Genomic DNA, 14,356 nt, shown 5'->3' with positions numbered 1-14,356 from the left:
GAGTGGTCTCGAGCCCGCCACCGCGGCGGGCCCGAAAGGGGAGATCATGTCCGATATCGTCGCCGTCCGCGGCTTCGTCGCCACCGAGCCGCGCCACCTGGTCACCGAAGGGGGACTGCCGATCACGAGCTTCCGGCTCGTCACGACCCATCGACGCTACAACCGTCATGCGTCCTCCTGGGAGGACGGCGGCAGCAACTGGTACACGGTGAGCGCTTTCCGGCGTCTGGCCGTCAGCGCCGCCGACTGCATCGCGAAGGGCGATCCCGTCCTGGTCGCCGGGCGGCTGTGCCAGCGGGAATGGACGGGGGACAAACCGGGGATGACGGTCGAGATCGAAGCGGAGTCCATCGGCCACGACCTGAGCTGGGGGCGATCGGAGTTCACACGGGCGGCCGCTCCTGCCGATGGCGGTGCCGCCGAGGATGCGGCCACGCCTGCGGAGGGAATCCCAGCGGCCGCCACGTAGGATGCGAGATATGCCGTATTCCGCGCCCCGACGAGCCAGGGTCTTCGCCGCGACGGCCCCGGTGCTCGGGCTCGCGCTCGCCCTGACCCTCGCGCTGAGCGGGTGCACCGCGGGAGCGGCACCGACCGCGTCGCCCGTTCCAACGTCGACGACGGCGGCCCCCTCCGCCACGCCGACCCCCACCGCGCCCGCTGCCATCGCGCTGGTGCCCGGCGGGACGGCCGAGCAGAACCTGCCGTACTTCGACCAGGTCAACCGCGCAACACTGGCGGCGAACCCGAACGCCCAGGGGCGCGACTTCATCGACGCCCTGGTCGCCGCCGGGTTCACGAGGGCCGACATGCAGCTCACGGTCGACACCACGACCATCGGGCTCAAGGCGAACTCCATCCAGTTCTCCGTCCGGATGGGAGACACGTGCCTGATCGGCCAGAGCGGCGCCGACGCGGGCGGCTACAACAGCATCGTCACGCCCGTGCTGTCGACCGGAACGTGCCTCATCGGGCAGACCCGGGCGATCGACTGGTAGCCCGAGCCGCCCTGATGCGCGCGCAGGGCCGGTATCCTCGAATACGGCAGTAAGCCGACGACAGGGAGTTTGAGAAGAAGAGTGGCCGAATACATTTACTCGATGGTGCGCGCCCGCAAGGCGGTCGGCGACAAGGTGATCCTCGACGACGTCACGATGGCGTTCCTGCCCGGAGCGAAGATCGGTGTCGTGGGCCCCAACGGCGCCGGTAAGTCCACCATCCTGAAGATCATGGCCGGTCTGGACACGCCCTCGAACGGCGATGCCAAGCTGAGCCCCGGATACACCGTCGGCATCCTCATGCAGGAGCCGCAGCTGAACGAGGACAAGACGGTCCTGGAGAACGTGCAGGAGGGTGTCGGCGAGATCAAGGAGAAGGTCGACCGCTTCAACGAGATCTCGGGCCTCCTCGCCGACCCGGATGCCGACTTCGACACGCTGCTCGCCGAGATGGGCACCCTGCAGGAGCAGATCGACGCAGCCGACGCCTGGGACCTCGACTCGCAGCTCGAACAGGCGATGGATGCGCTGCGCTGCCCGCCGGGGGACTGGCCGGTCAACACGCTCTCCGGTGGTGAGAAGCGCCGCGTCGCGCTCTGCCGGCTGCTGCTGCAGAAGCCCGACCTGCTGCTCCTCGACGAGCCCACCAACCACCTCGACGCCGAGAGTGTGCTCTGGCTCGAGCAGCACCTGGCCAAGTACCACGGTGCCGTGCTCGCCGTGACGCACGACCGGTACTTCCTCGACCACGTGGCCGAGTGGATCGCCGAGGTCGACCGTGGTCACCTCTACCCGTACGAAGGCAACTACTCGACCTACCTCGAGAAGAAGCGCGAGCGTCTCGAAGTCCAGGGCAAGAAGGACGCGAAGCTCGCCAAGCGCCTCACCGAGGAGCTCGACTGGGTCCGCAGCAACGCCAAGGGCCGGCAGGCCAAGTCGAAGGCGCGTCTGGCGCGATACGAGGAGATGGCGGCGGAGGCGGAGCGCACCAGGAAGCTCGACTTCGAAGAGATCCAGATCCCGCCGGGCCCGCGCCTCGGACAGGTCGTGATCGACGCGAAGCACCTCGAGAAGGGCTTCGGCGACCGCAAGCTCATCGACGGCCTCACCTTCACGCTGCCGCGCAACGGCATCGTCGGCGTCATCGGCCCGAACGGTGTCGGAAAGACGACGCTCTTCAAGACGATCGTCGGACTGGAGCCGCTCGACGGCGGCGACCTGAAGGTCGGCGAGACCGTGAAGATCTCCTACGTCGACCAGACCCGCGGCGGCATCGACCCCAACAAGAACGTGTGGGAGGTCGTGTCCGACGGGCTCGACTACATCCAGGTCGGCAAGACCGAGGTGCCGTCGCGCGCCTACGTCTCCACCTTCGGCTTCAAGGGCCCCGACCAGCAGAAGAAGTCGGGCGTGCTCTCCGGTGGAGAGCGCAACCGCCTCAACCTGGCGCTGACCCTGAAGCAGGGCGGCAACCTGCTGCTCCTCGACGAGCCGACGAACGACCTCGACGTCGAGACGCTCTCCAGCCTGGAGAACGCCCTCCTCGAGTTCCCCGGATGCGCCGTGGTCATCACCCACGACCGGTGGTTCCTCGACCGGATCGCCACGCACATCCTGGCCTACGAGGGCACCGACGAGAACCCGGCCGACTGGTACTGGTTCGAGGGCAACTTCGAGGCGTACGAGGAGAACAAGGTCGCCCGCCTGGGTCCGGACGCCGCCAAGCCCAACCGCTCGGCGTACCGCAAGCTCACCCGCGACTGAGCGCACGCGACATGCGACTCCACGTACCGATCAAGCTCCGCTGGAGCGACCTCGACGCGTACGGTCACGTCAACAACGCCGAGATGCTGCGCCTCCTCGAGGAGGCGCGCATCGAGGCGTTCTGGGCGACCGACGACGCCCCCGAGGGCAGCGGTGAAGCCGTGGGCGGTTCCACCGCGGTCCTCGACGGGCGGCCGGGCGCCGACACGCTGACCCTGATCGCCCGGCAGGAGATCGAGTACCTGGCGCCCATCCCGTACCTGCGCCAGCCGCTCGACGTGCAGCTCTGGCTCGGGCGGCTCGGGGGAGCCAGCCTCGAAGTCTGCTACGAAGTGTGGTCGCCCGAGAGCACCGAACCGAGGACGCTGTACTCGCGCGCCGCGACCACCATCGTGCTCGTCGACGCGGCCAGCCAGCGCCCGCGCCGCATCAACGACCGCGAGCGCGACGCCTGGACGCCCTACCTCGACGAGCCGGTCGCCTTCGCCAAGCGCTCCTGAGCCTCAGGGCGAGGGCGTCGGCGACGGCGTGGTCGGCAACGGCGTCGGGCTGAACGAGTTCTGCCAGATCGCCCGCGAGCCCGCCTCGCCGATCAGGACGACATCCACGATGGTCCCGACGGCGATCACCAGCCCGACCACGGTCAGCACCACGACCACCACACGCCGCACGGTGGCTCCGGGCCGGCGCGGCGAGTCGGGCCGATCGAACAAGAAGAACCACCCCCACTGCAGGACGCTGTACACGAACAGGGCGATGACCCACGGAAGCAGCGTCATCCCGAGGGCCGCATGCGCCAGGATCAGCGGCGTCGACGGGACGCGCGCCTGCAACCACTGGCCCGCCTCCATCACGACGGGCACCAGGATGAGATCGGCCAGCGCGAGCAGCGGCACGACGATGCCCAGACGCCGCCGGGCGGCGGGCCACACAGGCACCAGCACGGCCGCGATCGCGGTCAGCGGTACCAGCACGACCACGAAGTGGACGAGGAGGACGTGAATCGGGAGCCCGTTGACCTCCATGTCGACGGCTACTCCGTGACCGTGACGGAGTCGCCCGAGACCTTCGCCGACAGCTTCGGCAGGGGATCGCGGGCGGGACCATTGAGCACATCGCCGGTCGTCCCGTCGAAGCGCGAACCGTGGCACGGGCAGTCGAACTCCTTGCCCTGCGGTGCCACCGTGCATCCCTGATGGGTGCAGACGGCACTGAACGCCACCACCTGACCCGCCGTCGGCTGCGAGACGACGATCGGCTTCCCTGCCAGGGTGGCCGACACGGCCCCACCGACGGGGATGGACGCCAGCGACACCTCGGCGGAGCCGCCGCCTCCGCCCGAGGACGAACCGCCGTCCGAGCCACCACCGGAACCGTTGGCACTGTCCGCGCCCCCGGGGGTGCAAGCGGCCAGCAGCAGAGCGCCGGCGGACGCACCACCGATCGACATGAGGGTGCGGCGGGTGAGCGGTGCGTGGTCGTTCATACGATTTCCTCCCGTTCGACGGATGCGTCTTCTACGGTATTCACGAGACAGTCCTGCGGTCGGTTCAAACGATGGTGTGTGAACCTTTCCGTCCGCTGCATCGTGTACGAGGTGGAGGTGGACATGCCGGAGGAGGACGCCCGCCTGCTGCGCGAGCTGCACGACCAGCACGCGCAGGCCGTGTGGCGGTACGTCGTGCACCTCACCGGCGACACGGCCATGGCCGACGACGTCGTGCAGGAGACGCTGCTGCGCGCGTGGCGCAAGCCGTCCGTCCTCGACCAGTCTCAGCAGTCGGCGCGCACCTGGCTCTTCACCGTCGCACGCAATCTGGTCATCGACGGCCGGCGCAGCGCCCACTACCGCCATGAGTTCGGCACGGACGACCTCCCGGAGCGGCCGGCACCCGACAGCGAGGCGGACGCCGTCCTCGACTCGTGGCTGGTCTCCGATGCCCTGGCCGAGCTCTCCGTGGAGCACCGGGCGGTCATCGTCCACGCGTACTACGGCGGACGGTCGGTCGCCGAGATCGCCCGCGAGCTCGACATCCCGGAAGGCACCGTCAAGTCGCGGCTGCACTACGGTCTGCGGGCCCTCCGGCTCGCGCTCCAGGAAAGAGGGGTGACGGAACGATGACCACGCACGACGAGTTCGCCACCTGGGATGCCGCCTACGTGCTCGGTGCGCTCTCGCCGGTCGAGAGGCGCGAGTTCGAGGCGCACCTGCGCGAGTGCGAGCGCTGCGCCGAAGCTGTCGGCGAACTGGCCGGGATGCCGGGCATCCTGAGCCGCGTGCCGCGCGAGCAGGCGAACGCGCTCCTGGACGACGAACCGCCCGTGGCCGAGCCGGGAGAGGGCGCGGCGACTCCCGGTCCTGGCCCGGAGCTGCTCCCGTCCCTGCTCCACCAGGTCCGTCGGCGTCGCGTCCGGTCGCGGTGGCTGGTGGCCGGTCTGTCCGCTGCGGCCGCTGCCGTCGTCGTGGGCATCGCGGCATTCCTGCTTCCTGCCGCACTGCAGCCGGGAACGGCCCCCGCAGCGAGCGTCGTCATGCAGCAGGTCGAGCCGAGCGCGCTCACCGCAGACCTGCGCCTGACTTCCGAGCCGTGGGGCACCCGCATCGACTCCCGCTGCCGCTACGCGCACGTCGGCGCTCAGGGCGGCGGTCACGAGTGGACGTACGCGATGGTCATCACCGACCGTGCCGGAGCGCAGCACCAGATCTCGACCTGGACCGCGGACGAAGGAACCGTGGCCGATCCGGTCGCGACCACGAGCATCCCGCTCTCCGACATCGCGACCGTCGACATCCGCTCGGCCGGCGACGGCACGGTGCTGCTCCGGAGCACCTTCGGCTGAGGTCGGCCGCTGCTCAGTCGTCGCCGTGCGGCAGGCGGATGGTCGCCTCCTGCGCCACGCTCGCCACCAGCACGCCGTCACGGGTGAAGATGCGCCCCTGAGAAAGCCCGCGACCGCCGCCCGCGGTGGGCGACTCCTGCACGTACAGCAGCCACTCGTCCACCCGCGCGGGGCGGTGCCACCACATCGCGTGGTCGAGGCTCGCAGCCTTGAGGCCGGGCGTCGCCCAGGCGATGCCGTGGCGGCGCATCACCGACTCCATGATCGTGTAGTCGCTCGCGTAGGCGAGGGCGGCGCGGTGCAGAGCCGGGTCGTCCGGCATCTCGCCGATGGTGCGGAACCACACGGCCTGCTGGGCGACGTGCTCGCCCTCGACGGAGAGGTAGATCGGCGAGGTCACATGCCGCATGTCGAATGGCCGCTGGCTGGCCCAATACTGGGCGACCGGATGCCGCACATCCTCCAGCGAGGTGGCCGTCGACGGCAGGCTCTCCGGCTCCGGAAGTCCCTCGGGCATCGCATCCTGGTGCTCGATGCCCTCGTCCTCCGTCTGGTACGAGGCGATCATCGACAGGATCGGCAGACCGTTCTGGTAGGCCTGTGTGCGCCGGGTGGAGAACGAACGGCCGTCGTGGATGCGGTCCACCGAGAACGTGATGGGGAAGTTCACGTCGCCCGGGCGCAGGAAGTATCCGTGCATCGAGTGGATGCTGCGGTCATCCTCCACGGTCCGCGTCGCGGCCACGATGGACTGGGCGAGCACCTGGCCGCCGAACACCCGGCCCAACGGCATCCACTGCGAAGGGCCGGTGAAGATGTCCTCGCTCGTGCGCGCGCCGGTGTCGGTCAGATCGAGCGCGGTGAGAAGAGAAGCCAGGGGCTCGGTCACGGTGCCTCCAAGTCGGTGGTCTGTTGGTAGTTTAGACACCCGATGGATCAGTCGTTTTCTCTTGTGGATACCCTCGCCGTCGCCGATCTTCAGACCTATCTGTCGAGGGCGGCCCGTGTCGAGGAGGGCTCCGTGCGCCTGATCGCCGGATCGGGCGTTCTCGCCGTGTACACGGCGATCCTGTACCCGCGCGGGTTGCTCGACGAGACGCCGACGGTGCTGGGCCTGCGGACCTTCGCGACCGGCGGCGGCGTCGAGTTCGACGCAGTCGTGCCGATCCGCTCGCTGCTCGACCGCGTGGCGCGTGCCCGCGAGGGCGCCGAGGCCGCTGCCGATGAGGCCGGTCCGGTCGAGATCCGCCTGCCGCTCGAGGTCTCCACGGTCACCTGGGCCGGGATCTCGCCGCCGCGCGGCGGTTGGCAGAAGGTCGGCGAGACCTCTTCGTCCCTGCTGCAGTCGACGGCGAAGTCCGGCGTCGCGGAGGTGGCCGAAGCCGTGCCGACGGGGACGGGCGAGCAGCTGGTCCAGCGGGTCCGCGCCGAGGTCTGGGGTCGCCCGATCGACGGTCTGGAGTACATCCCGGCCGGTGCGGCCTTCGCCGCCGACAGTCTCGGCTTCGCCGGAGACGACGACGTCGTCACCATCCACGAGACGGGCCCGTGGACGCGCCTCACCACCCGCCGCGGCCACACGCTGGTCCGCCGCGTCTCCTGGTCCCTCCGCCGCTGACGCGGCGGGGGGGGAGCGCGCGACGAGGGTAGGCGCCCGCCGGGTTCAGGCGCGGGCGGCGGCGCGCCCCGCCTGGCGGCCCGAGAAGAGGCAGCCGCCGAGGAACGTGCCCTCGAGCGCGCGGTAGCCGTGCATCCCGCCGCCGCCGAAGCCGGCCGCCTCGCCGACGGCGTACAGCCCGGGCACGACCGCGCCATCAGCGCCGAGGACCCTCCCGTCGAGGTCCGTCTCGATCCCGCCGAGGCTCTTGCGCGTCAGGATGTGCAGCTTCACCGCGATCAGCGGCCCGGCCGACGGGTCGAGCAGCTTGTGCGGCGACGCGACCCGGATCAGGCGGTCGCCGCGGTACTTCCGCGCGGAGCGGATCGCGGCGAGCTGCAGGTCCTTGCCGAACTCGTTGTCCAGCTGCCGGTCGTGCTCGTGCACGTGCCGCGCGACCAGCTCGGTGTCGAGCGGTTCGTCGGCGATCCGCTGCATCCCGGCGAGGAGCTCGTCGAGCGTGTCGGCGACCACGAAGTCGGCGCCCTTCTCCTTGAACGCCTCCACCGGGCCGGGCGCGCCGGGCGCGACGCGCTTGGCGAGCAGTCGCACATCCTTGCCGGTCAGGTCGGGATTCTGCTCGCTGCCGGAGAGCGCGAACTCCTTCTCGATGATCTTCTGCGTCAGCACGAACCAGCTGTAGTCCGAGCCGGTCCGGCGCAGGTGCTCGAGCGTCCCGAGCGTGTCGAACCCCGGGAACAGGGGAGACGGGAGTCTGTCGCCCCGCGCATCCAGCCACAGCGATGACGGGCCGGGGAGAATGCGGATGCCATGGCGTTCCCACACCGGATCCCAGTTCTGGATGCCCTCGGTGTAGTGCCACATCCGGTCGCCGTTGATGAGGTGGGCGCCTGCGGACTCGGCGATGCCGAGCATCCGTCCGTCGACGTGCGCAGGAACCCCGGAGAGCATCGAGGCGGGAGGTGTGCCCAGCCGCGACGGCCAGGCCGCGCGAACCAAGTCGTGGTTGCCTCCGATGCCGCCTGAGGCGACGATCACCACGGGCGCGCGCAGTTCGAAGTCGCCGACCGCATCCCGGTTGCTGGGCGCGCCACGACCGGCCGTGTCCGGCGCCAGCACCGCGCCACGCACACCGACGACGCGCCCCTCCTCGACGATCAGCTCGTCGACGCGGTGGCGGTTGCGGATGGCCGCGCGCCCGTTGGCCGCAGCCGACTGGACGCGCCGCGCGAACGGTTCGACGACGCCGGGACCGGTTCCCCAGGTGATGTGGAACCGCGGCACCGAGTTCCCGTGGCCGCCGGCCATCCCGCTTCCGCGCTCCGCCCATCCCACGACGGGGAAGAAGCGGACGCCCTTCTCGTGCAGCCAGGCGCGCTTCTCGCCCGCCGCGAACTGGAGGTACGCCTCGGCCCACTGCCGCGGCCAATGGTCCTCGTCGCGGTCGAATCCCGCCGTGCCGAACCAGTCGTCGCGCGCGAGCGCGAGGGAGTCGTTCACGCCCATCCGCCGCTGCTCGGGCGAGTCGATGAGGAACAGGCCGCCGAACGACCACCAGGCCTGGCCGCCGAACGACGCGGACGGCTCCTGCTCGACGATGGTCACGCGTCGTCCCGCGTCCAGCAGTTCGGAGGCGGCGACGAGGCCTGCGAGGCCCGCGCCGACGACGATCGCGTCGGGTTCGTAGGTCATCCGTGTCTCCTTCGGCACTGGGATGGCGGGAGGGCTACTCCTCGAATGTGTTGACCATAGCGAACGCCGCCCGCTCCAGGTAATTCCAGAGCGTCTCGTCCTGCAGCGGGGGGAGACCGAGCTCATCGACCGCCGAGCGCATGTGCGCGAGCCACCGGTCGCGGGCGTCCGGGTTCACCGTGAACGGGTTGTGCCGCATCCGGAGCCGGGGGTGGCCGCGCTGCTCGCTGTACGTCGTCGGGCCGCCCCAGTACTGCTCCAGGAACAGCGTGAGCCGCTCCTTCGCGGGGCCTAGGTCCTCCTCCGGGTACATCGGCCGCAGCACGGAGTCGTCGGCGACGCCACGGTAGAACGTGTCCACGAGGCGCACGAAGGTCTCGTGACCGCCGATCTGGTCGAAGAAGTTCGGCTGAGGCCCGGTCGGGATGATCGGGATGCTCATTCGGGGCCGCCTTCCGGTCGGGTCGTGGGAGGCTTCGGCGTGCGCGGCTGTGCGGGCGCGCGCGGTGCTTTCGGTTGCGGCGGGTCCACCGGCGTGATTCGCACGGCGCCCGGGTCGGCCGGCTGCCGCTTAGCGGCGGCGCGGGCCTTGCGACCCTTCAGTGGCGTCTCAGGAGCGACGACCGTGCTGGGCCGCGTCTTCGGCGGCTTCGCACCGGACACGCTGCCCGCGCTGTCGAAGCCCGAGAGCACGACCGCCGAGAGCGACGGCAGCTTGACGCCCATCTCGTCCAGCGACTCCTTGAGTCGCCTGCGCAGCTCCCGCGAGACGTCGTCCTTCGCGGTGGTGCGGGTCTTGAGCACCACCCGGAGGATGATGGCATCGGCCGAGATCGACTCGATGCCCCACACTTCGGGCTTCTCGAGGATGCGGGAGCGCCACTTCGTGCTCGTCGCCAGCGCAGTCGCGGTCTCCATCATCTTCTCCTGCACCGCCTGCACGTCGGCGTCGTAGGGGACGGCCAGATCGATGATGACGCGCGCCCAGCCCATCGACATGTTGCCCACGCGCAGGATCTCGCCGTTACGGACGAACCAGAGCGTGCCGTTCACGTCGCGCACCAGCGTGACGCGGATGCCGACCGCTTCCACGACACCGGTCGCAGGGCCGAGGTCGACGACGTCGCCGACGCCCAGCTGGTCCTCCATGACCATGAACAGGCCGTTGAGCACGTCTTTGACGATGTTCTGCGCACCGAAACCGAGACCGGCGCCGAGTGCTGCCGTGAGGAGGGCGAACGAGCCGAGCACGTTCGGGGCGAACGTCTGCACGATGAGGAGGATGGCGATGATGCCGATCGTCACGTGCACGATGTTGGTGAGGACCGAGCCGAGAGTGCGGGTGCGCTGCACCAGGCGGACCGCGGCGAGCGGGGAGTTCACCAGCGCCTGGGTGTCGCTGACGTTCTGCCCCTTCTTCACACCGGAGACGATCCGCGCCACCACCTTGCGGATCACCACCCGCAGGATCCACGCGAGGAGGAAAGCGCCGCCGACGATGCAGGCTGCGGTCACGAGGTTCCAGCCGGCGGCGGCAGCCCACGAACCGAGCTCTTCCCAGAAGGTAGTTTTGAGGATTCCCATACCCGCTCGAGCCTACCGATCTGCGCCTTGGCAGTCGCTGGAATCGCCGCGCAGATCAGCGCTCGAGCAGTCCGTTCTCGTAGGCGAAGATGACGGCGTGCACCCGGTCGCGCAGCTGCAGCTTCGACAGCACCCGGCCGACATGCGTTTTGACCGTGGACTCCGTCAGGTAGTACCGCGCCCCGATCTCGCCGTTGCTGAGGCCTTCGCCCATCGCGACGAGGATCTCCCGTTCCCGCGGCGTCAGCGCGGCGGCGGCATCGTCGTCGGCCGGGCCTATCGCCCTGCCTGCGGGGAGGCGGTCGGCGAAGAGGTCGAGCATCGCCCGCGTCACGCGTGCCGAGACGGCGGCGTCGCCGGCGGCCACTGCCCGGACCGCGCCGATCAGTTCATCGGGACGCGCATCCTTGAGCAGGAATCCGCTGGCCCCCGCACGGAGGCCGCCGAACGCGTACTCGTCGAGGTCGAACGTCGTCAGGATGATGATGCGGGCCTCAGGGTTCGCCTCGACGATGCGCCGAGTCGCCTCGATTCCGTCGAGGGCCGGCATGCGGACATCCATCAGCACCACATCCGGCCGCACCCCGGCGGCGAGCCGCACAGCCTCAGCGCCGTCGGCGGCCTCTCCGACCACGACCAGGTCGGGCTCGGCCTCGAGCACCATGCGGAAGCCGAGACGGACCAGCTGCTGGTCATCGACGAGCAGGATGCGGATGACGGGGTCGGTCACGGGGTCTCCTCGATGGTGTCCGGGATGGTGGGGCTAGGGGATGCGGGCGGTGGCTGCGGGGCCGCCGTTGCCGGCGTGCCCGGACTCCGCACCGCCTCGAACACGGCGCGCACCCGCCACCCCCCACCCGGACGCGGTCCTGCTTCCAGCGCCCCGCCGTACAGCCCCACGCGCTCGCGCAACCCGATCAGCCCGCGCCCGGACCCCGGCGCGGGCGCCGCGTGCAGCGCCGCATCGTCGTCGATGGTGATGATCACCGTGCCCGGCTGGAACACGATGACCACGCGCACAGCGGTCGACGATGCGGCGTACCGCAGCGCGTTGGTCAGTCCCTCCTGCACCACCCGGAACACCGTCAGCTGCTGCCCGACGTCCTCCGGTGGGATGCCCGAGACGGTGATCCGCACCGGCAGGCCCGCGGCGCGAAAGGTCTCGACGAGGTCGGCCAGGTCGCCGACGCCCGGCTGCGGCGCGCGTGCGGCCGTGTCGCCGTCGCCGTCGTGCAGCACGCCCAGCAGGCGCCGCATGTCCGCGAGGGCGCCGCGCCCGGTCTCCGCCACGAGCCGCATCGCCTGAACCGATCGCGCCGGCGCCGGCTCCGGCTCCGCTTCCGCGACGCGCGCCGATCCGTCCGCGAGCGTGATCATCACGGTGAGGCTGTGGGAGACGATGTCGTGCATCTCGCGTGCGATCCGGCTCCGCTCCGCGGCCGCGGCGATCTCCGCCTGCTGGTCCCGCTCGCGCGCCAGCTGGCGGGCGCGGTCGATGAGCGCATCCAGATACCGCCTCCGGTTGCCGGTGTTGCTGCCGATGAGCACCGCGACCACCGAGAACGACAGCACGAGGATGCCCGAGGGCAGCGCCGCGGTCTGCAGCGGCGTGAACACCTTCGCCTGGGCGAGCAGCACCTCCACCGTCAGGGTCACGATTGTGACCGCCGAGGTGACACCGAAGGCGATCCAGGCGGAGCGGATGCTGCGGTAGACCGCGAGCGCGTAGAGCGCGAGGAGAGTAGGGAGCACATCCATGTCGCGCCCGAGGAAGACACTGGCGCCGAGCAGCACCGTGGCGGCGGCGAAGACCAGCGCCGGCCGCTGCCGTCTCGCGAGCAGGGCGACACCGGCGACGACGGAGAGCACCAGGTGGATGGTCTCCTGGATGCTCGGATGCCACGACGCGATCACGAGGCCGCCGATCAGCGTCGGCACCAGGTACACCGCGGCGACGAACACGTCGACGGCGACGGGATGCGCCGTCAGGAAGCGACGGATCGCCCCGGGGGGTCTCGGCAGTTCGAGACCGCCCGGGGCGTCCGCGGGTGTCGCTTCCGGAGTCACGCGCGGGTCAGGCGTCCCGGCGCTGGAGCAGCACGGATCCGATGATGAACGCGACCGCAGCCCAGACGAGGACAGTCACGACGTTCGCCCACGGCTCGACTCCGCCGTTGGCGACGCCGGCCATGCCCTGCCCGGCGTTGCTGAGCAGGTAGCGCTGCGCGTCGGCCAGCCACTCGGTGCGGGTCAGGCTGCTCACCAGGCTCGCGATGATCGGTAGCACCAGGATGACGCCGAGGGCAGCGGCGATTCCACCGGCAGTCGACTTGAGGATGGCGCCGACGCCGAGTGCGAACACAGCGACGAGGCCGAGGTAGGCACCGGCGCCGAGGATGTTCCACAGTGTGTCCGCCGCGAAGAGGTCACCGGTGTAGCCCTTGCCGGTGAGCACCGGAACGGCGACCGCCCACGACAGCGCCGACGAGATCAGGCCGACGACGAACGCTACGACGAACAGCACGAGCGTCTTCGCCGCGAACACGGGGAACCGGCGGGGGACCGCCGTGAACGACGACCGGATCATCCCGGTGCTGAATTCGCCGCTGATCACCAGCACGCCGAGCACGGCGATGACGAGCGACGCGAACGTGAGCCCCGCGGTGGCGGCGGTGGTCGCAAAGCCCGCAGCCTGAGCTTCGATCGCGACCCGTTGGGCCGGAGCGACCCGGTCGACCAGCGTGGTCTTGTCGGGGATAGCGAAAGCGACCAGCGTGGCGATGCCGACGACCAGTACGACAGCGCTGATCAACGTCCAGAACGTCGACCGCAGAGTGCGGAGCTTGATCCACTCCGACCGGATGACCCGCGCGAAGCTGAGCCGCCCGAGGGAGGTGTGCGGGTGGCCAGGGACCTGGGTGGATACGGTTGCGGTGCTCATCGGCTGACCTCCGTGCGGTACTCGACGTCGTCCTGGGTGAGCTCGAGGTAGGCCTCCTCGAGCGAGGCGCTGATCGGCGTCAGTTCGTGCAGCACGATTCCGTCGCGCGCGGCGGTCTCGCCGATCTGCGCGGCCGTCAGGCCGGTGATCTCGAGCAGCTGCGCCTCGACACCGGTGACGGCGACATCCGAGCCGGCGACGGCGCGGGCGAGCTGCTCCGGCTGCGGGGTGCGCACGCGGACAGCGCGGCGGGTCGCACCGGCGAGGATGCGGTCGACCGGCGCATCCGCGAGCACACGGCCGCGGCCCAGCACGACGATGTGGTCGGCGGTCTGCGCCATCTCGCTCATCAGGTGCGACGAGAGGAAGATCGTCCGGCCCTGCCCGGCGAGGTGCCGGGCGAACTGGCGCACCCACAGCACGCCCTCCGGGTCGAGCCCGTTCACCGGCTCGTCGAGGATGAGCGTGGCCGGGTCGCCGAGCATCGCAGCGGCGATGCCGAGGCGCTGACCCATCCCGAGCGAGAACCCGCCGACGCGCTTGCTGGCGACGGACTCGAGACCGGTCATCCCGATCACCTCGTGGACGCGCGACTTCGGGATGCCGTGCGTAGCGGCCAGCGCCAGCAGGTGCGCGTACGCGGTGCGGCCGGTGTGGATGGCCTTCGCGTCGAGCAGGGCGCCGACTTCGGTGAGGGGCGAACGGAACTCGGCGTACCGCTTGCCGTTGATGAGAGCGGTTCCCTTGGTGGGACGGTCGAGGCCCATGATCATGCGCATGGTGGTCGACTTCCCGGCTCCGTTCGGGCCGAGGAAGCCGGTGACTTTGCCGGGCTGGATGGTGACGGTGATGTCGTCGACGGCGGTCTTCGGGCCGAAACGTTTGGTCAGGTGATCGAGCTGGATCATGCTCCGAGAC

At 70.2% G+C, this 14,356-nt stretch carries 17 protein-coding genes; 7 read left to right on the top strand and 10 right to left on the bottom strand.

The window, feature by feature from the left end; genetic code table 11:
- The first annotated feature begins 46 nt into the window (after positions 1-46).
- From QRN40_RS16940 to QRN40_RS16925, 4 genes are all read left to right on the top strand, one after another.
- Entirely contained in the window at positions 47-469 is a 423-nt protein-coding gene (locus QRN40_RS16940) for a single-stranded DNA-binding protein (RefSeq protein WP_285117078.1), read from the top strand.
- A gap of 10 nt (positions 470-479) precedes the next feature.
- Positions 480-998: a DUF6993 domain-containing protein gene (locus QRN40_RS16935; RefSeq protein WP_350224764.1), complete on the top strand. Its 519-nt coding sequence runs from the start codon at positions 480-482 to the stop codon at positions 996-998.
- Positions 999-1,079: 81 nt separating this feature from the next.
- Positions 1,080-2,762 (top strand): energy-dependent translational throttle protein EttA, encoded by a 1,683-nt coding sequence (gene ettA, locus QRN40_RS16930; protein ID WP_285117076.1) that lies wholly within the window; start codon positions 1,080-1,082, stop codon positions 2,760-2,762.
- A gap of 11 nt (positions 2,763-2,773) precedes the next feature.
- Entirely contained in the window at positions 2,774-3,262 is a 489-nt protein-coding gene (locus QRN40_RS16925; RefSeq protein WP_285117074.1) for an acyl-CoA thioesterase, read from the top strand.
- Positions 3,263-3,265: 3 nt separating this feature from the next.
- On the opposite strand, the gene QRN40_RS16920 is transcribed toward QRN40_RS16925, so the two are convergent.
- Positions 3,266-3,787 (bottom strand): hypothetical protein, encoded by a 522-nt coding sequence (locus QRN40_RS16920; protein WP_285117073.1) that lies wholly within the window; start codon positions 3,785-3,787, stop codon positions 3,266-3,268.
- Positions 3,788-3,795: 8 nt separating this feature from the next.
- On the bottom strand, positions 3,796-4,248 hold the full coding sequence (locus QRN40_RS16915; protein WP_285117071.1) for a QcrA and Rieske domain-containing protein: 453 nt from the start codon (positions 4,246-4,248) through the stop codon (positions 3,796-3,798).
- A 78-nt stretch (positions 4,249-4,326) separates the two neighbouring features.
- Here QRN40_RS16915 and QRN40_RS16910 point away from each other — a divergent pair, with 78 nt between their 5' ends.
- Positions 4,327-4,884, top strand: a complete 558-nt coding sequence (locus QRN40_RS16910; protein ID WP_285117070.1) for a sigma-70 family RNA polymerase sigma factor — start codon at positions 4,327-4,329, stop codon at positions 4,882-4,884.
- Positions 4,881-5,603 carry a zf-HC2 domain-containing protein gene (locus tag QRN40_RS16905; RefSeq protein ID WP_285117069.1) on the top strand — a complete coding sequence of 241 codons (723 nt, stop codon included), beginning with the start codon at positions 4,881-4,883 and terminating at the stop codon, positions 5,601-5,603. Before QRN40_RS16910 ends, QRN40_RS16905 begins: the two co-directional genes overlap by 4 nt.
- Positions 5,604-5,616: 13 nt before the next feature.
- On the opposite strand, the gene QRN40_RS16900 is transcribed toward QRN40_RS16905, so the two are convergent.
- Entirely contained in the window at positions 5,617-6,492 is an 876-nt protein-coding gene (locus QRN40_RS16900) for an acyl-CoA thioesterase (protein ID WP_285117068.1), read from the bottom strand.
- A 42-nt stretch (positions 6,493-6,534) separates the two neighbouring features.
- Here QRN40_RS16900 and QRN40_RS16895 point away from each other — a divergent pair, with 42 nt between their 5' ends.
- Complete coding sequence (locus QRN40_RS16895; protein WP_285117067.1) at positions 6,535-7,221, top strand: DUF8185 domain-containing protein; 687 nt, start codon at positions 6,535-6,537, stop codon at positions 7,219-7,221.
- Positions 7,222-7,266: 45 nt separating this feature from the next.
- Here QRN40_RS16895 and QRN40_RS16890 read toward each other — a convergent pair whose 3' ends face one another.
- Genes QRN40_RS16890 through QRN40_RS16860 form a run of 7 tightly spaced genes read right to left on the bottom strand, consistent with a single transcriptional unit; the run spans position 7,267 to position 14,346 of the window.
- Complete coding sequence (locus QRN40_RS16890; protein WP_285117065.1) at positions 7,267-8,913, bottom strand: FAD-binding dehydrogenase; 1,647 nt, start codon at positions 8,911-8,913, stop codon at positions 7,267-7,269.
- Between the two features lie 34 nt (positions 8,914-8,947).
- A complete protein-coding gene (locus tag QRN40_RS16885) occupies positions 8,948-9,355 on the bottom strand; it encodes a globin (protein ID WP_285117064.1) in 408 nt (135 codons plus the stop codon).
- Positions 9,352-10,497 (bottom strand): mechanosensitive ion channel family protein, encoded by a 1,146-nt coding sequence (locus tag QRN40_RS16880; RefSeq protein ID WP_285117063.1) that lies wholly within the window; start codon positions 10,495-10,497, stop codon positions 9,352-9,354. Before QRN40_RS16880 ends, QRN40_RS16885 begins: the two co-directional genes overlap by 4 nt.
- Positions 10,498-10,552: 55 nt before the next feature.
- On the bottom strand, positions 10,553-11,227 hold the full coding sequence (locus QRN40_RS16875; protein ID WP_285117062.1) for a response regulator: 675 nt from the start codon (positions 11,225-11,227) through the stop codon (positions 10,553-10,555).
- Positions 11,224-12,564: a sensor histidine kinase gene (locus QRN40_RS16870; protein ID WP_285117061.1), complete on the bottom strand. Its 1,341-nt coding sequence runs from the start codon at positions 12,562-12,564 to the stop codon at positions 11,224-11,226. The genes QRN40_RS16875 and QRN40_RS16870 overlap by 4 nt, the downstream gene beginning before the upstream one ends.
- 7 nt (positions 12,565-12,571) lie before the next feature.
- The gene (locus QRN40_RS16865) at positions 12,572-13,438 is read right to left on the bottom strand and encodes an ABC-2 transporter permease (RefSeq protein WP_285117060.1); all 867 of its coding nucleotides are present in this window, start codon (positions 13,436-13,438) and stop codon (positions 12,572-12,574) included.
- Positions 13,435-14,346, bottom strand: a complete 912-nt coding sequence (locus QRN40_RS16860; protein WP_285117059.1) for an ATP-binding cassette domain-containing protein — start codon at positions 14,344-14,346, stop codon at positions 13,435-13,437. Before QRN40_RS16860 ends, QRN40_RS16865 begins: the two co-directional genes overlap by 4 nt.
- Positions 14,347-14,356: the final 10 nt, after the last annotated feature.

It is taken from the genome of Leifsonia sp. fls2-241-R2A-40a, from assembly GCF_030209575.1.
Lineage (GTDB): Bacteria > Actinomycetota > Actinomycetes > Actinomycetales > Microbacteriaceae > Leifsonia.
The sequence above is the reverse complement of the archived record's forward strand: the minus strand, read 5'-3'. Positions and strand labels throughout refer to the sequence as shown.

Excerpts from the sequence above, each read along its gene's own strand:
- QRN40_RS16940 (WP_285117078.1), top strand. The coding sequence starts at position 47 with ATGTCCGATATCGTCGCCGTCCGCGGCTTCGTCGCCACCGAGCCGCGC.
- QRN40_RS16935 (WP_350224764.1), top strand. The coding sequence starts at position 480 with ATGCCGTATTCCGCGCCCCGACGAGCCAGGGTCTTCGCCGCGACGGCC.
- QRN40_RS16925 (WP_285117074.1), top strand. The coding sequence starts at position 2,774 with ATGCGACTCCACGTACCGATCAAGCTCCGCTGGAGCGACCTCGACGCG.
- QRN40_RS16920 (WP_285117073.1), bottom strand. The coding sequence starts at position 3,787 with ATGGAGGTCAACGGGCTCCCGATTCACGTCCTCCTCGTCCACTTCGTG.
- QRN40_RS16915 (WP_285117071.1), bottom strand. The coding sequence starts at position 4,248 with ATGAACGACCACGCACCGCTCACCCGCCGCACCCTCATGTCGATCGGT.
- QRN40_RS16905 (WP_285117069.1), top strand. The coding sequence starts at position 4,881 with ATGACCACGCACGACGAGTTCGCCACCTGGGATGCCGCCTACGTGCTC.
- QRN40_RS16895 (WP_285117067.1), top strand. The coding sequence starts at position 6,535 with ATGGATCAGTCGTTTTCTCTTGTGGATACCCTCGCCGTCGCCGATCTT.
- QRN40_RS16890 (WP_285117065.1), bottom strand. The coding sequence starts at position 8,913 with ATGACCTACGAACCCGACGCGATCGTCGTCGGCGCGGGCCTCGCAGGC.
- QRN40_RS16885 (WP_285117064.1), bottom strand. The coding sequence starts at position 9,355 with ATGAGCATCCCGATCATCCCGACCGGGCCTCAGCCGAACTTCTTCGAC.
- QRN40_RS16880 (WP_285117063.1), bottom strand. The coding sequence starts at position 10,497 with ATGGGAATCCTCAAAACTACCTTCTGGGAAGAGCTCGGTTCGTGGGCT.
- QRN40_RS16865 (WP_285117060.1), bottom strand. The coding sequence starts at position 13,438 with ATGAGCACCGCAACCGTATCCACCCAGGTCCCTGGCCACCCGCACACC.
- QRN40_RS16860 (WP_285117059.1), bottom strand. The coding sequence starts at position 14,346 with ATGATCCAGCTCGATCACCTGACCAAACGTTTCGGCCCGAAGACCGCC.